Raw genomic sequence first — 23,902 nt, forward strand, 5'->3', positions numbered from 1 at the left:
ACGATGGCCAGTCAGTACACACGTGAGCAGATTCTCGACATCATCGAAAGACAAGCACAGGAAAGCGGCATTCCGCGGGAAGATTTCCTGCGATTCGCCTACATCGAGACAGGCGGTCGCTTCGATCCGAATGCAAGCAATCCCAGTGGCGCGAAAGGACTTTTCCAGTTCGTACCGGGCACTGCCGAGGATTACGGAATAGCGGGGCGCGAGTTCGATCCGGTGGCGAACACCCGCGCGGCGGCGGCGCTGTATTCGGACAATCTGGCCGACATCACACGTCGGCAGGCCCGCAGTGGACACGATTTCCTCTCCGGGAACGAGACGCCGAGCGGACTGGACCTGTATCTGGCCCACCAGCAGGGCGCGGCCGGCTATGCGTCCATCCAGAATGCGATCGAGGCGGGTGAGTTCACCCGTACCAACACGCGCAGGAATATCCTCAACAATATCAGCGAGCGAGACGTGGAGCGCCTGACGGGGCGTGCCTACGAAGACCTGCGCGGCCTCGACGATCGCGAGTTGGCAAATACGTTCTCGCAGTACTGGAATACCAAGTACGCGGCTATCAGTATCCCGGACCGCGGCATCCAGGCGAGCCAGCCGGATGCGGCTGCCCGCGAGCGCACGTCGCCGCTGGCGGATGGTGTGCTGCAGCGTGGCGAACGCGGTGAGGACGTGCGCGCGCTGCAAACCTCATTGAACCAGCTGGGATTCCGCGACGGCCAGGGTGCGGAACTGGAGACGCGCTCCGGCATCTATGGAGGCAGGACGCAGGAAGCCGTGCGTGCGTTCCAGGCTGCGAACCAGCTTGAAGCCACCGGCAACGCCGACGCGCGTACGAGCGAGGCGATCGCACAGCAGCTTGCGCTTCCCGAGCAGGATCGCAATCGCGCCCCAGCCGCTGAAGCACGGCAGCGCGAGGGCGGATTGGCTTGGCCGACCCCAGGCAACCATGACATCAACCAGGCCGACAAGCCACGCGAGGGCCGGGGGGAGTTCGGTACGCCACGCAGCGGTGGGCGGCGTCATGGCGGCATCGACATCGAGGGCAACGTCGGCGATCCGGTCGTGGCCGTCGCGGGAGGTACCGTGGTGGTGCGTCCGAACAATGGGGCGGCAGGCAACACCGTGCACGTGCGGCACGATGACGGCACGCTGACCAAGTACTTCCATCTCGACGCCTTCAGCGTGCGCAATGGGCAGCGTGTCGAAGCCGGGCAGCAGATCGGCACCATGGGCAGGACCGGCAACACGCCTGCACAGGGAGACACGCACCTGCATTTCGAGATGTGGCGCGATGGCCGACAGGTGGACCCGTTGCCGCACCTGCAGGGCGCCGAACGTGGTGCTGCTGTTCCGACGCGGACGGCAGCACCCCAGGTGCTGCGTGACGGTGCGTCCGGTGCCGCGGTGCGTGACCTGCAGCAGCAACTGAACCATCTGGGGTATCGGGGCGCCGATGGTCGGCCACTTGAGACGGCGTCGGGAAAATTCGGTCCGCAGACCGAACATGCCTTGCGGGCGTTCCAGGAAGACCGCGGGCTGAAAGTGGACGGGATCTTCGGGGATCGCTCGCGTGAAGCACTGGCGACCGCCAATCGCGACCCGCGGTCTGCGGACGCCACAGCGCAGAATCCGCGCAGCGAGGATGCGCAGCGTTCATTCGTGGACCGCATGTTCTCCGCGATGCACGGGGGTGATGATCGTGCCATGCGCCAGGCGCTGGACGATTACCTCAAGACGCCCGCCGCGCAGGGCTGGCAGCCGAAAGACCCGCCATCGGTCACCGACCAGCAAGTGGCACAGCAACGCGAGCAAACCGGGCCGTCGCGCTGACAGGACGGGACACGTATGGGCCGATCCATCGGCCCATGCGTCGCACTGCGGCCTGGCGGCGCCTGCTTGCGTGTTCAGGACGCGGGCGCGAGCAAGTTCTGGCCACGCCGGATCAGTCACGCGCCGAAGCCGCGGCCGAGATGCAGTGAGGTTTCGGACGCCATGGGTGCGGCCCGCTCCGTTGCGTCGGTCAGGTGCAGGGTGGGCCGGTTTGCGCCGCGCCCATCCTGCACGCTTTGTGAGGCATGACTTCTGCAAGAGCCGTTGCCAACGGCGCGCTGCTGGCGACCGTCATCAACCCCGGGCGCGCTACCGCCGCCGATCAATGCGGTGAAGGCAAAGATGACGCAGGCAGTCCTGTCCGACACTCCGCTTGCCTGGCCATGCGGGCGCAGCGTCAACCTCGGAAAGGTATCGGCGCTTTGGCGCGCCAGCCCCCTGCGGAAGGGGCGCGGACAAACGAGGTGGCCCAGCGCTGCGCAGTATCACTGGCGAGGGCGTTGCGACGGTCGAGCAGGTGGAGACAATGACCCGGGCAGCGGCAGGCCCACAAGACCGGCCGCCTGTTCCCTGCGGTCAGCGGGTGCCGTACAGCACGACGGTCTTGCCGCGTGCGTGCAGGGAACCGTCGGCCTGCAGCTTCTTCAATACACGGCCGGCCATTTCGCGTGAGCAGCCGACCAGGCGTGCCAGCTCCTGGCGGGAAACGCGCAGCTGGGTGCCCTGCGGGTGGCTCATGGCCTCCGGTTCGCGGGCCAGATCGTGCAGCGTGCGGATGATGCGATCGGTGACGTCCAGGAATGCGAGGCGGCTGGCCTTCCTGCTTGTATCCAACAGGCGACGCGACAGCTGGGCGCCGATGGCATACAGCAGCTTGGGTGCATCGGCCGACAGCGTGCCGAGGAACAGCTGGTGCAGGCGCTCGTAGCTGACTTCCGCCAGCTCGCACTGTGTCCGCGTGCGCAGGATGACCTCGCGGCGGTCGGACTCGATGAACAGGCCCATCTCGCCCACGAATTCGCCGGAACCGAAGTAGCCGAGGACCAGCTCGCGGTCATCGTCTTCCTCGGTGATGATGCTTACCGACCCGCTCACCACGTAATAAAGCGTGCCGGCCGGGTCGCCCGGGCGGAAGACATCGGCGCGGGCCGGATACCGGCGCCGGTGGCTGTGGGCCAGGAAGCGCTCAAGCGTGGCGTTGTCCGGCGTCAGGGGGCTGGCGGCGGGGCGAGCAGGGGCTGAAAGGGGGATGCCTGGGCTCATGGTGGTCACGGCTTGTAATTCAGGAAGCTTAGTCCGAATACGTGGCCCACGGCAAACGCAGGCCATGCAAGGGCTGGGCCACTGCGCGACGGCCCGCTGGCGGATGGGCGGCGGACATTTCGCTGTCACCCCATATGGCGCATAATCCGCCCCCTCATCCGACACCCCCGAAGAGGGATCACCGCCGTGGTAAAACCCCTGCCTCGCCTGCGGCTGCAAGGCTTCAACAACCTCACCAAGGCGCTGAGCTTCAACATCTACGACGTGTGCTATGCCTCGTCCGAAGACGAGCGTCGCCGGTACATCGAGTACATCGATGAGGAATACAACGCCGACCGCCTCACCCAGATCCTGACGGACGTGGCGGAGATCATCGGTGCCAACATCCTCAACGTGGCCCGCCAGGACTACGACCCCCAGGGCGCGTCGGTGACCATCCTCATTTCCGAGGAGCCGGTGATCGACAAGAAGGATGCGGGCAAGGAGATCATCTCCGACGCGGTGGTGGCGCACATGGACAAGTCGCACATCACGGTGCACACGTATCCCGAAACCCATCCGGACAACGGCATCGCGACGTTCCGCGCGGACATCGACGTGGCGACCTGCGGCGTGATCTCGCCGCTGAAGGCGCTGAATTACCTGATCGAAAGCCTGGAATCCGACATCGTCATCATGGATTACCGGGTCCGTGGCTTCACCCGCGACGTGAAGGGCAAGAAGCACTACATCGACCACAAGATCAATTCGATCCAGGACTTCCTGGCCAAGAACATCAAGTCGCGCTACGAGATGCTCGACGTGAACGTCTACCAGGAGAACATCTTCCACACGAAGATGCACCTGAAGGAGTTCGACCTCGACAACTACCTGTTCGAGGAGAAGGCGAAGAACCTGTCGTTCAAGGAGCGCATGAAGATCGAGGCGCGCCTGAAGCGGGAGATCGAGGAGCTGTACCACGGGCGCAACCTGCCGGAATGAGGGGTTGGCGACGGGCGCGGGTTACATCCGGTTCGGATGGCCTTCGCTAGTCTGCCCACACACATGGCGGGACGACCCGCCCGCGGCGCGAGCCGTGCATCAGGACCGACGGCGGTCCGGAACGAAGGTTCCGGGCCGTTTCGCGTTATGGCCCGGGCACTCAACCTGAGGAGGTGACGTATGGCGTGGGTCTATCTGGTGTTGGCGGGATTGCTGGAAGTGGCGTGGGCGGTGGGCCTGAAGTACTCCGAAGGTTTTACCCGCCTGGTCCCCAGCGTGGTGACGGCCGTGGCCGCGGCGGCCAGCTTCTGGTTGCTGGCGGCGGCCCTCAAGCACATCCCGTTGGGAACGGGCTATGCGATCTGGGTGGGCATCGGTGCCGTCGGGACTGCCTGCGTGGGCATGTGGCTGTTCCAGGAGCCTGCCACGGCGGCGCGGCTGGTCTGCATCGGCCTGATCGTGGCCGGCATCATCGGCCTGAAGCTCGCGTCGTAGCGGGTGCCGCGCGAGTGAACCCATGAACCCGTCGTCCAGGCTGGATTGCGGAGCATTCAGCGCCATGGGACGGTGCGCCAAGGCGCACCCTACAAGCGATACGCGACGGCCTTCATCAGCTTCGAGGCCCCGGCCATCAGCATCGGAATGGGGGCCGGCAGGATGCGCGCGCCTGCTTCTTCGGCGTGTTCGGCATGGCGTGCCTCATCGGCCTTCATGACCTTCAGGATCTCGCGGCTGCGCAGGTCGGCGGGCGGGAGGGATTCAAGGTGTTCGTCCAGATGGGCCTCGACCTGGTGTTCGGTCTCCACCACGAACCCCAGGCTCCAGCCATCGCCGCGCAGGCCGGCGAGGGCGCCGAGGGCATAACTGCCCGCGTACCACAGCGGATTGAACAGGCTGGGCCGGCTGTCCAGTTCGCGCAGGCGGTCCGCGCACCAGGCGAGGTGGTCGGTTTCTTCCTGGGCGGCGTCCAGCAGGTGGACGCGGGTGGCATCGTCCCGGGCCACGGCGGCCTGGCCGAAGTACAGGCCCTGCGCGCAGACCTCACCCACGTGGTTGATGCGCATCAGGCCGGCAGCATGACGCTGTTCGTCCGGCTCGAGCGCGACCTCAGGCGTATCCCCGGCGGGGTTCGCTCGCTGGGCGGGGGGGCTGCCGAACACCGTGTCCAGGCCGCGCTGGGCCTCCACCAGCCATTGATCGAGGGGCGAATAGGTCCGGGTGTTCATGAGGCCATTGTGCCGCCTCGGCGCTCCCGGCGTCTGCCCCCGGGCCCTGCGTGTCCGAGGCTCCGGAGGGTTGCGCACTGCGGTATCGCCCCGTACAATCCCGCCTCTTCCGTTTCACCCTTCACAACGCGTGGCAAAGTTCCGCCCCGGGAAACCGCGGAATCCGCCCGACCAGACACATGAGATATACATGAGCACCTTTACCGCCAAGTCCGAGACCGTCCAGCGTGACTGGTACGTCGTCGACGCAGCAGGCAAGACCCTGGGTCGCCTGTCCACCGAGCTGGCCCGCCGCCTCCGCGGCAAGCACAAGCCCGTCTATACCCCTCACGTTGATACCGGCGACTACCTGGTCGTGATCAACGCCGAGAAGATCCACGTCACCGGCAACAAGCTGGCCGACAAGAAGTACCACCGCTTCACCGGCTACATCGGCAACCTGAAGACCGAGACGCTGGCCCAGGCGCTGGAGCGCCATCCGGAGCGCGTCATCGAGACCGCGGTGAAGGGCATGCTGCCGAAGGGCCCGCTGGGCCGCGACATGTATCGCAAGCTCAAGGTTTACGCCGGCCCGAATCATCCGCACGCCGCTCAGCAGCCGCAGGTCCTGGACATCTAATCATGGCTATCACTCAGAACTACGGCACCGGCCGTCGCAAGTCTTCCACCGCCCGCGTGTTCCTGCGCAAGGGTTCCGGCAACATCACGGTCAACGGTCGTCCGCTGGACGAGTTCTTCGGCCGCGAAACCGGCCGCATGATCGTGCGCCAGCCGCTGGAGCTGACCAAGAACACCGAAACCTTCGACATCACCGTGACCACCACCGGTGGCGGCATCACCGGCCAGGCCGGCGCCATCCGCCTGGGCATCGCCCGCGCGCTGGTGGAATACGATGAAACGCTGAAGTCGGAACTGCGCAAGGCAGGCTTCGTGACCCGCGACGCTCGTGAAGTCGAGCGCAAGAAGGTCGGCCTGCACAAGGCGCGTCGCGCCACGCAGTTCTCCAAGCGCTAACAGACGCGCTACACTACGCGTCACTGGTTACACAGCCCCGTCGCCAAGCGGTAAGGCACCTGACTCTGACTCAGGCATTCGGTGGTTCGAATCCATCCGGGGCTGCCAACTTGACGTCCACTGGACATCCGCAAAAGCCCGCCTCTGGCGGGTTTTTGCGTTGAGGGGTCTTGCGATGGTCGCGATGTTCCAACCTCCGTTCTGCCCTGCCGACGAGGCCGTGCGCCGCGTGCAGGAGCGCGGCTACGCGGTGCTCGAGCCGCGGGGCATGGCCGACGCCGTGGACGTCGATCTCGACGCGCTCGATGCGTTGCTGCCAAGCTGGGATCGGCTGGAAGTGGACGAGTACCTCAAGGACGGCGGCCGCTATCGGCGGCGGCGGCATTCGTGCTTCGTCCTGAATGCGGACGGCATCGCGCAAGCGCCGCACCGCGCGCACTGGCAGTCGCTGGATTACAACGCCCTGCATGGCGGCATGCAGCGCTGGTTCGAGCCGATCGAGCCGGCCGTCGCGGAAGCCCGGGCATGGCGACAACTCCTGCTGGGGCTGGGCCGCTGGTGTTCCGAACTCAAGGGCGCGCGCACGTGGTACGTCGAGGCGCACCAGTTCCGCATCGACACCACCGACGGCATCGGTCGGCCCACGCCGGAGGGTGCGCACCGCGATGGCGTGGATTTCGTCGCGGTGCTGTTGTTGGGCAGGCAGGGCATCAAAGGGGGCGAAACCCGCGTGTTCGCCGCCGCAGGGCCGGACGGGCAGCGGTTCACGCTGGAGGCGCCCTGGTCGCTGCTGTTCCTCGACGACGAGCGCGTGATCCACGAGTCCACCCCGATCCAGCCGCTGGACGGACAAGGCCATCGCGATACGCTGGTGCTGACCTTTCGCAAGGATGGCTTTCAGGGCGATCCTGGCGTGGGCTGACCGCAGCGAGTATTTCGTTACAATTGAAACCATGGCGCGTGGGCGCCGGCATCTGGAGTTCTGATGAAGCTGGGTTCCCTGAAAGAAGGTGGTCGCGACGGCACGCTCATCGTCGTATCGCGTGATCTGGCCCGCGGCGTACGCGCGACCGGCATCGCGCCGACGCTGCAGCGCGCGCTGGAAGACTGGAGCAACACCGCACCGCGTCTCAACGCGCTGTACGAATCCTTGAATGCGGGCGACGCCGACGGCGCGTTCGACGTCGATCTGCAGGCGCTGGCTGCGCCGCTGCCGCGCGCCTACGAGTTCGTCGACGGCAGCGCCTACCTGCCGCACGTGGAGCGCGTCCGCCGCGCGCGCGGGGCCGAGGTGCCGGAGAGTTTCTACACCGATCCGCTGATGTACCAGGCGACCAGCGCCGCGTTCTACGGACCGCGCGATCCGGTGAAAGTGGTGAGTGAGGAGTACGGGATCGACCTGGAGGCCGAAATCATCGTCGTCACCGACGACGTGCCGATGGCAGTGACGCCGGCGCAGGCAGCGGGCCACATCCAGCTCATCGGCCTGGTCAACGACGTGTCGCTGCGCAACCTGATCCCGGGCGAACTCGCCAAGGGCTTTGGCTTCCTGCAATCCAAGCCGCGCTCGGCACTGTCGCCGGTATTCGTCACGCCCGACGAACTGGACGCTGCCTGGCGCGACAGCAAGGTCCACCTGCCACTGGTCACCCACATCAACGGCGAGTGGTTCGGCGCGCCGGAGGCGGGGGTGGACATGCAGTTCGACTTCGCCCAGCTGGTCGCGCATGCGGCCAAGACCCGCCCGCTGTCGGCGGGCACCATCGTCGGTTCCGGCACCATCGCCAACGAGGACACCTCCAAGGGCGCGTCCTGCTTTGCAGAGCAGCGTACGGTCGAGACCCTGCGCGATGGCAAGCCGTCCACGCCGTTCATGAGTTTCGGCGACGTAGTCCGCATCGAAATGATGGACTGTGACGGACGTTCCATTTTTGGCGCGATCGAGCAGCGTATCGAGCCGCAACCCTTGCCTTGAGGGCGCGGCCGGCCCCAGTGTGACTTCAGGACGGAGCGGGTCGGGCATGGACATGGATTCCGGGGATTCGAAGGCGCAAGCCGCGGGGAGCGGGTTGCATGGCTGAGCACCTCAGGCTGTATTCCTACTGGCGTTCCAGCGCCGCGTATCGCGTGCGCATCGGTCTGAATCTCAAGGGGTTGGCCTACGAAACCGCGCCCGTGCACCTGGTCCGCGACGGCGGCCAGCAGCACGCGCCGGACTACGTCGCCAAGAATCCCCAGCACATGGTGCCCACCCTGCAGCACGGCGTGCGGGTGATCCGCCAGTCGCTCGCCATCCTCGAGTACCTGGACGAAGCCTGGCCGTCGCCACGCTTGTTGCCGATGACGGCCCGGGACCGCGCGCGGGTGCGCGCGCTGGCGCAGATGGTCGCGTGCGACATCCACCCGCTCAACAATTTGCGCGTGCTGCAGTACTTCGAAGGCACCTGGAACGTGCCGCAGGCCGAGCGCGACGACTGGGTGAAGCACTGGATCATCGAAGGGTTCGCACCGATGGAGGCCCTGCTTGCCGGCGATGCGGCCACGGGGGCCTTCTGCCATGGGCAGACCCCCGGCCTGGCGGATTGCTGCCTGGTGCCCCAAGTGTTCAACGCGCGCCGGTTCGGTGTGGACATGAGCGCCTTTCCCACGATCGTCCGCATCGAGCAGGCCTGTCTCGCGCTCCCGGCCTTCGATCAGGCCAGGCCGGAGAACCAGCCCGACGCCAACGCCTGACCGGATGTCGCCGGAAACGGAACGGGCGGGTTTCCCCGCCCGTTGACCCGCATGCCGTTCGGCGACGCGCCGTACTCAGCCGAAGCCGTGGGTGATCCGCGGCGAGCTGCTGGCCGTGTCGTAATCCGCGTACGGATCGTGCTCGCCCTTGCTGCCTTCGGAGAGGCGGAACTTCAGCGCCAGGCCATCGCGCGAGTCCGCGGCGCGCAGGGCTTCCTCCTGCTCGATCAGGCCTTCCTTCACCATGCGGAACAGGCACTGGTCGAAGGTCTCCATGCCTTCCTCGAGCGACTCCTCCATGGCGGCCTTGATCTCGTGCACCTGGCCGCGGCGAAGCAGGTCGCGGATCATCGGTGTATTGATCAGCACTTCCGCCGCCGGCATGCGACGACCGTCGGTGCCCTTGACCAGACGCTGCGACACCACGGCGCGCAGGTTGAGCGCTAGGTTCATCAGCACGTTCTTGTGCGCGCTTTCCGGGAAGAAGTTGAGGATGCGCTCGATGGTCTGGTCGGCATTGTTGGAGTGCAGCGTCGCCAGGCACAGGTGGCCGGTCTCGGCGAAGGCGATGGCCGCTTCCATCGTGGTCGCGTCGAGGATTTCGCCGATCAGGATGACGTCCGGCGCCTCGCGCATCGCGTTCTTCAGCGCATTGTGGAACGCATGCGTATCCAGTCCGACCTCGCGCTGGTTGACGATGGACTGCTTGTGCCGGTGCAGGTACTCGATCGGATCCTCAATGGTCAGGATATGGCCGGTGCTGGTGGTATTGCGGTAGTCGATCATCGACGCCAGCGACGTCGACTTGCCGGACCCGGTGGAGCCGACGATCAGCACCAGACCGCGCGGGGTCATGATGATGTCCTTCAGCACCGGCGGCAGGTTCAGCTCCTCGATCGTGGGGATCACGCTGCGGATCGCACGGATGACCATGCCCACTTCGCCGCGCTGCTTGAACACGTTGACGCGGAAGCGGCCGGCATCGTGCAGGGCGATGGCCATGTTGAGCTCGAGCTCGCGCTCGAACACCGGCACCTGCCCCTCGTCCATCAGCGAATAGGCGATCTTCTTCACCATGCCGGGCGGCAGCCCGGTGTTGCCGAGCGGATAGAGCTTGCCTTCGATCTTGATGTAGACCGGCGCCCCGGTCGTAAGAAACATGTCCGAGGCGTTCTTCTCGGTCATCAGCTTCAGGAAATAGCCGATGTCCATGTGCAAGACTCCCCACGATGCGCGGCACCACGTTGCAACGGCGCCGAAGGCTACAGACAATGGCCGCGCGTACCCCTCAACGTCACGGCACCCCAATGACTGTTAGCTTCGCATACTTCCGCAGGCCCCTGCATGTGATGGCCGCCGCAGTAGCGGCATTCGCGCTGTCGCCGGCGTTCGCCCAGAACGCACCGACCCCCGAGCTGGAAGCGGCGATCAAGGCGGTGCAGCGTGCCGACCAGGCCGATGCGGACCAGTACGCACCCGTCCCGCTCGCGGCGGCCCGTCAGTCCCTTGCGCAGGCGCAGGCCACGCGCAGCAAGAAGGAAGCCCTCGATTTCGCCGTGCGCGCCGCCGCGGACGCCGATCTGGCGCGCGCGCGCAGCGAAGAGGCCGTCGCGATGGCGGACGTGGACCAGCGTCGCGCGGAGATCGCGGACCTGCAGCGTCAGCTCGGGGAGGGTGGTCGATGAGCGCCCACGTCCGGACGGTTCGCCTGTCGCTGGCCCTGGTGCTGTCCTTCCTTGCGGTCACCGCGATCGCCGCCGACAACCCGGTGGTCGCCCAGCTCAGCCAGCGCTTGGCGGCACTGCAGTCCGATCCCGCGCTGAGTGAGTACGCGGCGTACGAGAAATTGCAGGCGCAGCATGCCGTGGCGGCGCTGGACAAGGGCCGTCGCAGTCAACGCGAAACCCTGCAGTTCGTGGCGGAACGCCGGGTCGAGATCGCCGAGGTCGCCGCGCGCACGCAGGCGGCACGCCGCGAGGCGGATCGCCTCGACCGGGCGCGGAGCGAGCTGCTGGTCGAAGCGAGCCGGCGCGAGGCCGAGCGCGCCCGGCGCGAGGCCGAACGCCTTCGCGTGCAGGCGCAGATCCAGGCCGAGGAGGCCGAGCGCCTGCGGCTGGCGGCCGAGGCCGAGGCGCTGGCACGGCAGGAGGCCGAGACCACCCTCGATACGGTGGCGGGTCAACAGGCGAACCGCTTGAGTACGGCCCGCCAGCGGGAGTTGAAACTGGCCCGCGAAGAGGCCGAGCTGGTGTCCGGGGCCAAGTTGCCCGCCTCGAAGTTCGAGGCGCGTGGTGAGGTGTTCGCGCTGGGCGCCAACGTGTTCGCTGGCAATTCCGCCACGCTCTCCGGCGGCGGGACGTCCACCGCGAGCGCGCTGGCGGCCTATCTGCAGGCCAATCCCAAGGCCCGGGCACGGATCGAGGGCTATGGCGATAACCAGACGCCGGGGCAGCGGCGGGCGGATGCATTGCGCGATGCACTGATGGCGGGTGGCGTGCAGAAATCGCGCCTGCAGGCCGTCGCCAAGGGAACGGGAACCAAGGCTCGCGCGCTGGAAGTGATCATCACGCACTGATTTTCTCTTGTAGATCAACTGCTTGGATGAACTTGCCTTGCTTCCCCGCAATTAGCCTGAACGCTGTTTGACACCTGTTTATGCTTTAAAATCAATGACTTGGGGTCGTGCTTGCCGGCCCGTTGGTCGAGGAGTAGGGTCATATTCCCAAGCGACTCCCGTCGCTTGGCTCACCGGAGAATCGACCCGATGACGCCCGTTCCGATCGCCCTGGAGACCGCCGCTGGTAAGCAGCACGCCGCGGGAGTTCCGGTGGGACGCACCCGCGGCTTCGGCCAGATGCTCCGCTCCCAAGCCAACGCCCCGCGCCTGTGAAGGCCGGGGCGTTCGTGTTTCTGCTGAAGGAGGTAATGATCATGTTCGAAGGTCAACCGCAGGCCGACATCGATGCACTCATCAAGGCCGATCCGGAGTTCAAGCAGCTGTACCAGCGCCACCGCGAGCTGGACAAGAAGGTCACCGACGCCGAACTCGGCGTGCTGCCCATCGATGACACCTTGCTCGGCCAGATGAAGCGCGAAAAGCTGCACGCCAAGGAGCGATTGCTCCGGATCTACGACGCCAAGCCGCACTAGACGCCTGACCTTTCTCGTCGCGGGCGGCGGCGGCCTCCTCGTCGGCCGTCGCCGTCCGCGTCACCCAAGTGCGATAATCCGGGCCCGTACCGCACCGGATGCACGGCCGCATGGCGATCCACTCTTCCGTACTTGAGCTGATCGGCGACACGCCGATCGTCCAGGCCAAGCGCCTCGACACCGGGCTCTGCACCCTCTACCTGAAACTCGAGAGCGCCAACCCCGGCGGGTCCATCAAGGACCGCATCGGCATGTCGATGATCGAGGCAGCCGAAAAACGTGGCGACCTGAAGCCCGGTGCCACGCTCGTGGAGGGCACGGCCGGGAATACCGGCATCGGATTGGCCTTGGTCGCCCAGCAGAAGGGCTACAAGCTGATGCTGGTGGTCCCGGACAAGATGAGCCGGGAGAAGATCTTCAACCTCAAGGCCATGGGCGCCGAGGTCATCCTGACCCGTTCGGACGTCGCCAAGGGGCACCCTGAGTACTACCAGGACCTGGCCGAGCGCATCGCGCGCGAAACGCCCGGGGCCTACTTCATCAACCAGTTCGGCAACCCGGATAATCCGGCCGCGCACGAGTTCGGTACCGGCCCTGAAATCCTGCGCCAGATGGACGGCCAGCTGGATGCCATCGTCTTCGGCTGCGGCAGTTCGGGCACCATGACCGGCCTGTCGCGCTGCTTCGCGGAGCACTCGCCGCAGACCGAAATGGTACTGGCCGATCCCGTCGGATCGATCCTGACGCAGTACATCAACGAAGGCACGCTCAGCACGAAGTCGGGCAGCTGGCTGGTGGAGGGCATCGGCGAAGACTTCCTGCCGCAGATCTCGGATTTCAGCCGGGTCAAGAAGGCCTACGCGATCAGCGACGCGGAGAGTTTCCATACCGCTCGCGAGCTGCTGGCGAAGGAGGGCATCCTGGGCGGCTCGTCCACCGGCACCCTGCTGGCGGCGGCGCTCAAGTATTGCCGCGAGCAGGCCACGCCGAAGCGCGTGCTCGTGTTCGTCTGCGACACCGGCAACAAGTACCTGTCGAAGATGTACAACGACTACTGGATGCTGGACAACGGCTTCATCGAGCGTCCCCAGCACGGCGACCTGCGCGACCTGATCCTGCGCCCTTACAGTCAGCGGGATACGGTCGTGGTCAGTCCCACCGATCTGCTGACCACCGCTTACCAGCGCATGAAGCTGTACGACGTCTCCCAGCTGCCGGTAATGGAGGGCGACAAGCTGGCCGGCATCGTCGACGAAAGCGACGTGCTGCTGCATGTATACGGCGACGAGGCGCGTTTCCGCGACCCCGTCTCGACGGCGATGGTCAGCAAGCTGGACCGACTCGATGTCCGGTCGCCGATCGAGGCGCTGCTGCCGGTGTTCGACCGGGGCCAAGTGGCCATCATCACCGACAGTGACGCTTTCCTCGGCCTGATCACCCGCATCGATCTGCTGAATTACCTGCGACGCCGCGCACAGTAGGAGCGGCGCCCGTCGGTCGGCGGGCGGGGTTTCGCATGGACGGTACGTTAAGACCCGGCTGGTAGAATGCCCGGCTGTTTGAAGGAACATGAACATGGCGCACTCTTCGACCCCCGCCAGTGGGGCGCCCGGCGACCTTGCCCTGGGCACACTGGCTATTCACGGTGGGCAGTCTCCGGACCCCAGCACCGGCGCGGTTATGCCGCCCATCTATGCCACGTCCACGTATGCCCAGAGCAGCCCGGGCGTGCACCAGGGGTTCGAATATTCGCGAACGCACAATCCGACGCGCTTCGCCTACGAGCGCTGCGTGGCGGGACTCGAAGGCGGCAGCCGCGGCTTCGCCTTCGCTTCCGGCATGGCAGCCACCTCGACTGTGCTGGAGCTGCTGGACAGCGGCAGCCATGTCATCGCGATGGACGACCTCTACGGCGGCAGCTACCGGTTGTTCGAGCGCGTGCGCAAGCGCACCGCCGCGTTGGATTTCAGCTTCGTCGACCTGACCGACCTGGCGGCGTTCGAGTCCGCCATCACCCCGGCAACGCGAATGGTGTGGGTGGAAACCCCGACCAATCCCATGCTGAAGATCGTCGACATCGCCGGCATCTGCGACATCGCGCACAAGCGCGGCCTGCGCGTGGTCGTCGACAACACCTTCGCCTCCCCGATCCTGCAGCGCCCGCTGGCGCTCGGTGCCGACATCGTCATTCATTCGGCCACCAAGTACCTCAACGGCCACTCCGACATGGTCGGCGGCATGGTGGTGGTGGGCGACGATACGGAACTCGCCGAACAAATGGCCTTCCTGCAGAACTCCATCGGCGCGGTGCAGGGGCCGTTCGACAGCTTCCTGGCCCTGCGCGGCTTGAAGACCCTGCACCTGCGGATGAAGGCGCACTGCGAGAACGCGATGGCGTTGGCGCAGTGGCTCGAGACGCATCCCGCGATCGAGAAAGTCATCTATCCCGGCTTGGCATCCCACCCACAGCATGCGCTTGCCGCCCGGCAGATGCAGGGCTTCGGCGGCATCATTTCCATCGTGATCAAGGGCGGCTTCGATGCGGCCCGGAAGTTCTGCGAGAACACCACGCTATTCACTCTCGCCGAATCGCTCGGTGGCGTGGAGAGCCTGGTCAACCACCCTGCTGTGATGACGCATGCGTCGGTGCCGGTGGAGCGGCGGAAAAAACTCGGGATCACTGACGGGCTTGTGCGGTTGAGTGTTGGGGTTGAGGCGGTCGACGATCTAAAAGGCGATTTGGCGCGTGCACTTAGTTAATGGCTGCCCCTGAAATGAGTCCGTCTGGTGTTGGTGATGACCGTTGAGCTCGCGAGATCTTGGTTGGATCTGCTTCGGGCCGGCTGGTTAGGTGCGTTGTATCGCCGCATCTTGCCGCTTCCTGTGCGGGAGTCAATACAATCGCAACGTCTCCGACGCAGTCGCGCGCGCTATGCATTCCCACGTACCCCAGCATGGACTCGAGATGTTTCGATCATCGATGACACTGCAATGCGAGTTCCGGCAAGTGGGGCTGGGGTTAACGTTGTCGGCTATTTGCGCGCGCAATTCGGCCTTGGCGAGAGTGCTCGCAATTATGCGCGCGCGCTGCGAGCTGCTGGCGTGCCGGTGGCACTTGTGGATATAGACCTGTCGTTGCCTCATGCGAGGGATGAGCGCAGCCTGGATGAGTACATCGGAAGCTCCCTGCCGCATCCTGTCACTCTGCTTTTTGTCAATCCCGACTATCTGCAACAAGCTCTAGTAAAGCTTGGGCATCCACATAAGCGTTGCGGATACTTGATTGGCTGCTGGTTCTGGGAGCTCGAGCGACTGCCACTCGAATGGAGGGATTCTCTGTCACAGGTGGATGAGGTGCTGGTGGCCACTGCTTTCATAGAAGCTGCGGTTCGCGAAGCAAGTACTAAGCCGATATTGCGTGTGCCCCTGCCTCTTCCTGCAATGCGGGATAGTGGATTGCAACGCTGTGATTTTGGCATTGATTCCGATGCGTTCGTGTTCCTTTTCTCATTTGATTTTGCCTCATGGATTGACCGAAAGAATCCGATGGCAGTCATACGCGCTTTCCGTCATGCATTCCCTGCAGGGCGAAATGATGTGCTGCTCGTGATTAAGTCGAGCAATGGGTACAGATTACCCCACTGGTTTCGAGAGCTCGTATTCGAGGCGGGTAACGATCCGCGCGTCTTGCTCCGCGACGAAGTGATCGACAAGGTTCATGTGACGGCCCTGCAGCGCTGCGCCGACGCGTACGTATCGCTGCATCGGGCTGAGGGTTTTGGGTTGGGCATGGCAGAGAGCATGGCTATGGGCAAGCCAGTGCTAGCAACCGGTTGGTCTGGGAATCTGGAGTTTATGGATGCGGAGTGTGCAGGGCTGATCGACTACTCGTTGGTGCCCGTTCCCGAAGCAGCGTATCCAGGAAGTGCAGGTCAACGATGGGCTGAGCCGGATGAGGAACATGCCGCGCACTGGATGCAACGTCTCGCCGATGATCGCGTGTTCGCAAAGGAGCTAGGTGAACGTGGACGAGATCGGGTGCGGGAGGTGCTATCCGCAGAAACAGTGGCTGGGCAATTACGGGCGCGGCTGTATGAAATTCACGAGAAACTAGCGGGTACCGCCCAGCGAATCGCCGTCAATGATAGTGCTCAAGGGGGCATGAAATGAACGAGATGTTGCGTGCCCTCTGGGCTTATCGCTATTTCATCCTGTCTTCCATCAAGAACGAGCTCAGGGTGCGGTTCATCCGAAGCAAGCTCGGATCGTTATGGATGGTCATCCACCCACTCATGCAGGTTCTGATATTTGCCACCATCCTTTCGGAAGTATTGGCGGCCAAGCTTCCCGGAATCGACAACAAGTACGCTTATGCCTTGTACTTGATGGCCGGCACGATGTGCTGGAACTTGTTCTCCGAAACGATTGGTAAGTCGGTCTCCTTGTTCGTAGATAACGGAAATCTCCTCAAGAAGATGTCGTTCCCGCGCATCTGCTTGCCCGTTATCGCGGCAGGCACCATGTTGGTGAACAACGTGATGCTACTGGGCGCAATTTTCCTTGTCTTCGCCTTGCTTGGGCATTTCCCCGGCACTCAGGCCTGGTGGCTTCCTCTATTGATGCTGATCACTTTGATGTTCGCCATGTCGGTGGGCCTCATCTTGGGGGTCCTCAATGTCTTCATGAGGGATATCGCCCAAGTGGTGCCGGTCGTGTTGCAGGCGATGTTCTGGCTGACGCCGATCGTTTATCACATCAGCATTCTCCCGGCGGAAGTGCAGAGCATTTTTAGGCTCAATCCTTTGTTGCCCCTCGTTACCAGTTATCAGAATGTCCTCCTGTATGACAAGCCACCAGTTTGGCTGGAATTGCAATGGATGGCGTTCGCAACGGTCGTGCTGGCCGTCGTGGCGCTTGTCGTCTTTCGCCGCGCCAGCCCAGAAATGGTAGACGCGCTATGAGCGGCGAGTTGAAGGTGGATAATGTCGGCAAGGCTTATCGCGCGTGGAACAGCGAGTGGATGCGCGCAGCGAGCTGGTTTGGACTCCCGGTCCGTCCCCGCGAAGAGCACTGGGTACTGCGGGGGGTTTCCTTCGAAATCGCGCCCGGCGAGGCTGTGGGTGTCATCGGGCAGAACGGCGCAGGGAAAAGCACGCTCCTGAAGCTGATTACGGGTACCGCTCAACCGACCGAAGGCCGCATCGCGAGGACCGGACGCGTGGCTGCCATTCTGGAGTTGGGCATGGGGTTCAACCCGGATCTCACGGGTCGCCAGAACGCCTTCCATTCCGCGGGGCTGATGGGCTATTCGCAGGAGCAGATCGAAGCCGCGATTCCGGAGATCGAAGCGTTCGCCGAGATTGGAGAGTATTTCGATCAGGCTGTGCGCACGTACTCCAGCGGCATGCAGGTGAGAGTGGCCTTCGCAGTCGCTACGGCCTTCACGCCAGATCTACTGATTGTTGATGAGGCGCTATCCGTCGGTGACAGCTACTTCCAGCACAAGAGCTTTGATCGTATGCGGAGGTTCCGTGAGCAAGGAACTTCCATCATGCTTGTTTCACATAGCCTTGGTGATGTAAAGGCGCTATGTGATCGCGTGATTCTGCTGGAGAAGGGTTTGGTCCTGAAGGACGGAGCCCCCGACGAAGTTATTGATTACTACAATGCGCTGATCGCACGGAAGGAGAACGAAAAACTGAGTGTTGAGCAGCGACGAAGCAAGTCAGGTTGGATTACGACACGAAGCGGTAACGGTCAGGCTCGGGTAGCGTCGTTGCTACTGATCGATGCAGTGACATCGCAAGAAGTATCGCTGGCAATCGTGGGCCAGAAGCTCCGGCTCATGCTTGAAGCCGAGGCCATATCGGATATTCCCAGTCTCGTACTTGGGTTCATGCTGAGGGACAAGCAAGGTCACGTTATCTGGGGAAGCAACACATGGCATTCGAAGCAGGTACAGCGCGACGTGCATCGAGGTGAGAGATTGGTGTTCACCTTGGATTTCACCTGTAGCCTCGGTCCAGGATCCTATTCGGTCTCACCGGCGTTGGTGAGTACTGACACTCATCTCGTCGACAATTTTGAGTGGGTCGACAACCTGCTCGTTTTTGATGTGATGAACGCGGGTTCGGACACTTTCATTGGTTCGAATTGGCTTGATGCGACATTTACCGTTGATCGGCCTGCAGCGAGTGCTATCGACGCGCGAGATTGACGAGAGAGCATGGATACATTGATTTCTTACGCGCAAAACTTCGAGGACGTCATCTTGTGGCGCGCGCTCTCGCACGTCGAAGATGGCTGCTACGTTGACGTCGGGGCCCAGAGCCCAGACACGGATTCGGTTAGTCGCCTCTTTTACGATCACGGCTGGCGCGGGCTGCATGCGGAACCGATGCCCCAGTACGCCGATCTCCTGCGCGCACGCAGACCCGATGAGACGGTCTTGCAGGTTGCTGTGGACGTTCGGCCGGGGGTCATTCGGTTCTATGGCGTTGGCGACACGGGATTGAGTACGACGGATCCAGCCATCGCCGAGAAGCACCGCGCAGCAGGTTTTGGAGTCGAGGAGATTCTTGTACCTGCCGTCACGCTCGATGAGGTTCTGGAGCAGGCTCCGAACGGCGTCGTTCACTGGCTGAAGATTGACGTTGAAGGTGCCGAGCAGCGCGTTATCGATGGCTGGACGGGAAAGGGCCCCAAGCCGTGGATATTGGTCATTGAGAGTACGCGACCGTTGAGCGCCGAACACTCCCATGAACAGTGGGAGCCAGCGGTGCTGGCGCACGGCTATTCCTTCGTTTACTTCGATGGACTGAATCGCTTCTATGTCGATGATTCTCACCCTGAGCTGAAGCGTGCGTTTGGGGCGGGGCCGAACATTTTTGATGACTTCAGCTTAAGTCCTCATTCCCAGTTTTGCGCGCTGGTGAACATCAACTATCATGCATTGGAGGCGGAACGTGCGAAACTCCAAGGACAGTTGGAAGCTCGCGACTGCGAGAGTCATGCGCAAAGGTTGGAGATCCAGCGCCTCGGAAGCGAAAACGCCGCCTTGATCGCTCGCACCGAAGAAGCCCGGCACGAGGCACACAAGTGGTGGAGCGCCCATGAGGAGCTTCAAGCCCAGACACAGGCCCGTGCGGGTGAGGTAGGGGGCCTCCGAATGGAAGCTGAGAGTCTCCAGTCGCATGTGAAGGCCGCGCGTGAAGAGGCTCATCGTTGGTGGTTGGCCCATGATGGCTTGAGCAGGCAGCTCGATGTCGTCCTGAAGGACCTCGACGATGAGCGGAAAATGATTGCTGCAGATCGCGAGCGACAGCGTTCTGAGCTTCAGGCATTGACTGAACGTATAGAGGCTGGGGAGCGTGAAATCAGTCAGTGGCGCCAAGCGCACGATGATATGAGCGCAAAGCTAGCGCTTGCCGTAGACAAGTTGATCGGCAAGGAAGCGGAGTATGCTCGTTCACTGGATGCGATGCTCGAGATGCAGCGCCGTAGCGCTATCGAGCATGTGGCTGAACTTGCCCGCGCGGGTGAGCGCTCACGCGTCGACTTCGCTGAGCTTGCCGCCCAAGTTGACGCCGGCAAGCATGAGGCGCATCGCTGGTGGTTGGCGCACGAAGTGCTACGCAGTCAACTCGATGCCATCGAAGGGAGTAGGTCGTGGCGCTGGACGCGCCCCATGCGAGCGGGCGCGCATCGGATCACGGGGGCAGTAGACTCGGTGAAGCGATTCCTACGACCCATCGCTGCTCGCGCCATCCAGGCCGTCTTCTCCAATCCCCAGCTTCATCGCCTAGTGAAGCCGATCGTGGCGCGCGCTCCTTTCATCTACTCCCGTCTGCGTGGTGTAGCGGTCAGGGAGCAGCTTTTTGACGGCCATGTGTCGATGTCCGCTGCGTTGGAGACGCCACTAGTCGCCATCGGGGGGGGTGAGCGCGACCATGCCGTGGTCTATCTCGACAAGCGCGCTGCACGCATATTGGCGGAGCTGAAGTACGAAAGGAATGAGAAGGCTACTTGATGAGAATCGTGATTGATCTGCAGGGCGCGCAAACCGAGAGTCGATTTCGGGGAATCGGTCGCTACTCGATGTCCTTGGCTAGCGCGATGGCCCGGAACGCTGGAGACCATGAAATCTGGGTGGCAGTTAACGGTGCATTCCCTGATGGCATCGGCGATATCCGCGCCAGCCTTGACGGGCTCGTTCCCGCCGAGCGTATCCGTCAGTTCTCTACCTTTCGTAAGGTCGGTTGGCCGCACGCTTCGGATGCTTGGCGCCGCGAAGCATCCGAACTTATGTGGGAAGGATTCCTGGAGGGTCTGCAGCCCGATTTCGTCCACGTCTCCAGCCTGTTCGAGGGAGCCCAGAGTGGTGCAGTGAACTCGATCGGGAAGTTTCCGGGGACTAGGGCAGCGACGGCGGTAACGCTTTACGATCTGATTCCGCTGTTGAATCCGGAAATCTACTTGGCATCCGATTGGGTTCGAGCATGGTACATGGACAAGATCGAGTCCTTGAAACGTGCCGACCTATTGCTGTCGATCTCCCAACACGCGCGTCAAGAAGCATTGGAGGCGCTTGGAATCAATCCCGAGCGTGTTATCAACATGTCTTCTGCAATATCCCCACACTTCGCGCCGATCGCGATGGACGCCGGGCGGCTGGAGCTGCTGCGTGAGCGCTTTGGGGTTGTCGGGCGCTATGTTATGTATAGCGGTGCGATGGAGCCTCGCAAGAATGCGGAAGGTCTGTTGCGTGCCTTCGCTATGTTGGAGGGCAGCGCTTCGGTCGGGACGCAGCTTGTTATCGCGGGAAAGGTATCTCCGGTAGATCGTGCGCGTTTTGACACTATGGCTTCAGAGCTGGGCATTGCCGACAAGGTGGTTTTCACCGGGTTCATTACCGACGATGAGCTGATCATGTTGTACAGCGCGACGGCCGTCTATGTTTTCCCTTCATTGCATGAGGGTTTCGGACTCCCGGCGCTGGAAGCTATGGCGTGCGGTGCGCCGACGATAGGTTCTGGTACCACCAGTATTCCTGAGGTCATTGGGAGAGCTGACGCTCTATTTGACCCACGCGATCCTGCTGCCATCGCGGGTTTGATCCAGCGCGTGTTGGTGGAAGATCGATTTGCAGCAGAGTTGCGCGCGCATGCGACGCTTCAGGCCAAGCGCTTCTCGTGGGATGCGACAGCCACCACTGCGCTGTCTGCAATGGAGGCTGCGGTCTCTCTGCGACCGATCAGGTCACGCATGTGGCCGATGTCGGCCGCCTCGTTGAACGAAACCTATCGTTCGATGATTGGTGCTATAGGGGCCTTGCGCAGTGGAATTGAACCCAGTGAACCTGAGCTCCAGGAGGCCGCTGCGCTCCTTGGGAAGGGGCTGGGCGAAAACGAACTGGTCGCACGCGCGGGCGATCTTCCAGCAAGGCTGCGATGGCGAGTCGAGGGTCCGTTCGATAGCAGCTACAGCTTGGCTCTTGTCAATCGTTGCCTCGCCGATGCGCTCTCCGCACGAGGACATGACGTCGCGCTCCATTCCACCGAGGGTCCAGGCGATTTCGAGCCATCACCCGTGTTCCTTGAAGCGAATCCAAAGATCGCACTGTTACATGATGCGACGAATTCGATTCCGCCCGACCGCGCTGAGGTGACTAGCCGCTTGTTGTATCCGCCACGGGTGGCCGACATGGCTTCGCGCATCAACATTCTGCATGCTTATGCGTGGGAGGAAAGCGGATTCCCGCAGGAGTGGGTGGAAGATTTCAATGATTCTCTGCAAGGAATCTCGTGCCTGTCCGAGCACGTCCGCAAGATCATGATCGATAATGGGGTATCCCCGCCGCTTGGCGTTTGTGGAAGTGGGGTAGATCATTGGGACGAGGTCGTTGCAGATGAGGCGTATCGCGTACCTGGCGAAGGTTTCAGGTTCCTACACGTGTCCTCGTGCTTCCCACGCAAGGGCGTCGACACAATGCTGCAAGCGTTCGGCAAAGCGTTCACCCGGGATGACGCCGTCTGCCTAGTCATAAAGACGTTTGCGAATCCCCATAACGAAGTCGGTCACTGGCTGGCCGATGCACGTGCCTCAAATCCGGATTTTCCGGATGTGCACGTCATCGAAGGTGATATCACTGACGCGGAGCTCAAGCATCTTTACGCATCTTGCGATGCACTAGTCGCGCCGAGCCGTGCCGAAGGTTTCGGCTTGCCGTTGGCGGAAGCGATGCTAGTGGGCCTGCCGGTCATCACCACAGCTTGGGGGGGACAACTCGACTTCTGTAATGCGCAGACCGCTTGGCTGGTCGACTACAGGTTCGTACACGCCCAAACCCATTTCCATCTACAAAACTCTGTATGGGCTGAGCCGGATGCTGGCGCCCTCGCCGCGGCCATGCGCGAACTTCGTTACTGCGAGCCGATCTTGGTGCGCGCCAGGACGGCAGCTGCAGAACGCCTGCTGCGATCCCGTTTCGGCTGGAGTGAAACCGCGCGTCGATTGGAGGCTGATGCGCGTGCTTTCGCGGTCCAGCCCACGCTGCCGCATGCACGCACAGGCTGGGTAACGACATGGAATACGCGCTGCGGCGTAGCAACCTACGCTAGCAACCTGGTCGCTGGAGGAGATCCTCCAGCAGCCATCCTGGCCGCCGAGGCGGATGACAGGACGTTCCACGATGGGCCAGAGACTATCCGTTGCTGGAGACAGGGAGAAGGTGATTCACTTGAGCGGCTGGAGGCAGAGATTGAGCGCTTGCGTCTGGACGTGCTCGTCATTCAGTTTCAGTACTCATTCTTTGACTTCACAGCGTTCGCTGCGTTCCTGCATCGGCAGCGGTCGGCGGGGAGAGTTTTGATCGTGTTGATGCATGCGACAGTTGATGCGAAAGAGAATCCTCGCAAACAGCTGAGATTTCTAGCGCCTGCGCTCGCAGAATGTGATCGTGTGCTGGTTCATTCGATACACGACCTTAATCGACTGAAGGATCTTGGCGTGGAGCGAAATACTGCGCTGTTCCCACACGGCATCATGGAGTCGACTGGAGCACCTGAGGGTTGCGGCAGTGGGCGCGTGCGCATTGCGTCCTATGGGTTCTTCCTTCCGCACAAGGGGTTGCTCGAGCTTATCGATGCGACGGCTCTGCTCTTGTCGCGGGGCGTGGATGTGGAACTGGCTATGATCAATGCGGAGTACCCGGTACAGATCTCCAGAGAGCAGATCGATCTTGCGGTTCAGAAGGTCGCACAACATGGATTGCAGGACCGGGTACGGATAGTGACCCAGTTCCTCCGCGATGAGGAGAGCCTTGCCGAGCTAGTGAAAGCAGACGTCGTAGTGTTTCCCTACCAGGGAACGGGAGAGTCCGCCAGCGGTGCCGTTCGGTACGGCTTGGCATCAGGGAGGCCGGTGGCAGTTACGCCGCTTGCTATCTTCGACGACGTAAAGGATGTAGTTAACCGCCTACCGGGTACGGATCCAAGATCCATCGCCGACGGTCTGCAAGCCCTCTTGGAGGCCGCTCGAACCGGACACGCGACGCTGGCCGAGACCCAGCGGCGTGCGGCACAATGGCGAGCTGAACACAGGTATCCTGCATTAGCACGGCGTCTGGAGATCATGAGCCGCCAGCTCCTGCGACAAAGCCGCGCCGATCGGCGTGTCAATGCTTATTGATAAACGGA

21 protein-coding genes and 1 tRNA gene are annotated in these 23,902 nt (G+C 62.8%); 19 read left to right on the forward strand and 3 right to left on the reverse strand.

Annotation, left to right across the window (positions count from 1 at the left end; genetic code table 11):
* Positions 1 to 3: 3 nt before the first annotated feature.
* Positions 4 to 1,839 carry a peptidoglycan-binding protein gene (locus tag Q0907_RS00395; RefSeq protein ID WP_299340418.1) on the forward strand — a complete coding sequence of 612 codons (1,836 nt, stop codon included), beginning with the start codon at positions 4 to 6 and terminating at the stop codon, positions 1,837 to 1,839.
* Between the two features lie 576 nt (positions 1,840 to 2,415).
* Here Q0907_RS00395 and crp read toward each other — a convergent pair.
* Positions 2,416 to 3,102, reverse strand: coding sequence for a cAMP-activated global transcriptional regulator CRP (gene crp / locus Q0907_RS00400; protein ID WP_296279500.1), 687 nt, complete (start codon positions 3,100 to 3,102; stop codon positions 2,416 to 2,418).
* A gap of 186 nt (positions 3,103 to 3,288) precedes the next feature.
* Between crp and speD the strand changes: the two genes are divergently transcribed.
* Together speD and sugE are read left to right on the forward strand one after the other, a co-directional pair.
* Positions 3,289 to 4,083 carry an adenosylmethionine decarboxylase gene (speD, locus tag Q0907_RS00405; RefSeq protein ID WP_055936923.1) on the forward strand — a complete coding sequence of 265 codons (795 nt, stop codon included), beginning with the start codon at positions 3,289 to 3,291 and terminating at the stop codon, positions 4,081 to 4,083.
* A 180-nt stretch (positions 4,084 to 4,263) separates the two neighbouring features.
* On the forward strand, positions 4,264 to 4,578 hold the full coding sequence (sugE, locus tag Q0907_RS00410; RefSeq protein WP_296279516.1) for a quaternary ammonium compound efflux SMR transporter SugE: 315 nt from the start codon (positions 4,264 to 4,266) through the stop codon (positions 4,576 to 4,578).
* 89 nt (positions 4,579 to 4,667) lie between these two features.
* On the opposite strand, the gene coq7 is transcribed toward sugE, so the two are convergent.
* Complete coding sequence (coq7, locus tag Q0907_RS00415; protein WP_299340419.1) at positions 4,668 to 5,309, reverse strand: 2-polyprenyl-3-methyl-6-methoxy-1,4-benzoquinone monooxygenase; 642 nt, start codon at positions 5,307 to 5,309, stop codon at positions 4,668 to 4,670.
* A 190-nt stretch (positions 5,310 to 5,499) separates the two neighbouring features.
* On the opposite strand from coq7, the gene rplM reads away from it, so the two are divergent.
* The 6 genes from rplM (at position 5,500) to maiA (ending at position 9,056) form a co-directional block, all read left to right on the forward strand.
* Positions 5,500 to 5,928 (forward strand): 50S ribosomal protein L13, encoded by a 429-nt coding sequence (gene rplM / locus Q0907_RS00420; RefSeq protein WP_055936916.1) that lies wholly within the window; start codon positions 5,500 to 5,502, stop codon positions 5,926 to 5,928.
* Between the two features lie 2 nt (positions 5,929 to 5,930).
* Entirely contained in the window at positions 5,931 to 6,323 is a 393-nt protein-coding gene (gene rpsI / locus Q0907_RS00425) for a 30S ribosomal protein S9 (RefSeq protein WP_056879499.1), read from the forward strand.
* 33 nt (positions 6,324 to 6,356) lie between these two features.
* Positions 6,357 to 6,431 (forward strand) — tRNA-Gln (locus tag Q0907_RS00430).
* A 67-nt stretch (positions 6,432 to 6,498) separates the two neighbouring features.
* A complete protein-coding gene (locus Q0907_RS00435; protein WP_299340420.1) occupies positions 6,499 to 7,245 on the forward strand; it encodes a 2OG-Fe dioxygenase family protein in 747 nt (248 codons plus the stop codon).
* Positions 7,246 to 7,308: 63 nt separating this feature from the next.
* Positions 7,309 to 8,298, forward strand: coding sequence for a fumarylacetoacetate hydrolase family protein (locus Q0907_RS00440; RefSeq protein WP_299340421.1), 990 nt, complete (start codon positions 7,309 to 7,311; stop codon positions 8,296 to 8,298).
* A gap of 98 nt (positions 8,299 to 8,396) precedes the next feature.
* On the forward strand, positions 8,397 to 9,056 hold the full coding sequence (gene maiA, locus Q0907_RS00445) for a maleylacetoacetate isomerase (RefSeq protein WP_299340422.1): 660 nt from the start codon (positions 8,397 to 8,399) through the stop codon (positions 9,054 to 9,056).
* A gap of 75 nt (positions 9,057 to 9,131) precedes the next feature.
* Here maiA and Q0907_RS00450 read toward each other — a convergent pair whose 3' ends face one another.
* A complete protein-coding gene (locus Q0907_RS00450) occupies positions 9,132 to 10,268 on the reverse strand; it encodes a PilT/PilU family type 4a pilus ATPase (RefSeq protein ID WP_296279530.1) in 1,137 nt (378 codons plus the stop codon).
* A 95-nt stretch (positions 10,269 to 10,363) separates the two neighbouring features.
* Between Q0907_RS00450 and Q0907_RS00455 the strand changes: the two genes are divergently transcribed.
* From Q0907_RS00455 to Q0907_RS00500, 10 genes are all read left to right on the forward strand, one after another.
* Entirely contained in the window at positions 10,364 to 10,741 is a 378-nt protein-coding gene (locus Q0907_RS00455; RefSeq protein ID WP_299340423.1) for a DUF4398 domain-containing protein, read from the forward strand.
* Positions 10,738 to 11,631, forward strand: a complete 894-nt coding sequence (locus tag Q0907_RS00460) for an OmpA family protein (RefSeq protein WP_299340424.1) — start codon at positions 10,738 to 10,740, stop codon at positions 11,629 to 11,631. Before Q0907_RS00455 ends, Q0907_RS00460 begins: the two co-directional genes overlap by 4 nt.
* A 356-nt stretch (positions 11,632 to 11,987) precedes the next feature.
* A complete protein-coding gene (locus Q0907_RS00465; protein WP_055940917.1) occupies positions 11,988 to 12,206 on the forward strand; it encodes a YdcH family protein in 219 nt (72 codons plus the stop codon).
* Positions 12,207 to 12,316: 110 nt separating this feature from the next.
* Positions 12,317 to 13,687, forward strand: a complete 1,371-nt coding sequence (locus Q0907_RS00470) for a pyridoxal-phosphate dependent enzyme (protein ID WP_299340426.1) — start codon at positions 12,317 to 12,319, stop codon at positions 13,685 to 13,687.
* A 94-nt stretch (positions 13,688 to 13,781) separates the two neighbouring features.
* On the forward strand, positions 13,782 to 14,966 hold the full coding sequence (locus Q0907_RS00475; protein WP_299340428.1) for a cystathionine gamma-synthase: 1,185 nt from the start codon (positions 13,782 to 13,784) through the stop codon (positions 14,964 to 14,966).
* A gap of 36 nt (positions 14,967 to 15,002) precedes the next feature.
* The gene (locus Q0907_RS00480) at positions 15,003 to 16,376 is read left to right on the forward strand and encodes a glycosyltransferase family 4 protein (RefSeq protein WP_299340430.1); all 1,374 of its coding nucleotides are present in this window, start codon (positions 15,003 to 15,005) and stop codon (positions 16,374 to 16,376) included.
* On the forward strand, positions 16,373 to 17,167 hold the full coding sequence (locus Q0907_RS00485; RefSeq protein ID WP_299340431.1) for an ABC transporter permease: 795 nt from the start codon (positions 16,373 to 16,375) through the stop codon (positions 17,165 to 17,167). The genes Q0907_RS00480 and Q0907_RS00485 overlap by 4 nt, the downstream gene beginning before the upstream one ends.
* Entirely contained in the window at positions 17,164 to 18,423 is a 1,260-nt protein-coding gene (locus tag Q0907_RS00490) for an ABC transporter ATP-binding protein (protein ID WP_299340432.1), read from the forward strand. Before Q0907_RS00485 ends, Q0907_RS00490 begins: the two co-directional genes overlap by 4 nt.
* A gap of 9 nt (positions 18,424 to 18,432) precedes the next feature.
* Positions 18,433 to 20,235: an FkbM family methyltransferase gene (locus Q0907_RS00495; RefSeq protein ID WP_299340435.1), complete on the forward strand. Its 1,803-nt coding sequence runs from the start codon at positions 18,433 to 18,435 to the stop codon at positions 20,233 to 20,235.
* Entirely contained in the window at positions 20,235 to 23,894 is a 3,660-nt protein-coding gene (locus tag Q0907_RS00500) for a glycosyltransferase (protein WP_299340437.1), read from the forward strand. Before Q0907_RS00495 ends, Q0907_RS00500 begins: the two co-directional genes overlap by 1 nt.
* Positions 23,895 to 23,902 lie beyond the last annotated feature (8 nt).

The sequence above is a fragment of the uncultured Pseudoxanthomonas sp. genome (assembly GCF_947498795.1).
Classification (GTDB): domain Bacteria; phylum Pseudomonadota; class Gammaproteobacteria; order Xanthomonadales; family Xanthomonadaceae; genus Pseudoxanthomonas_A.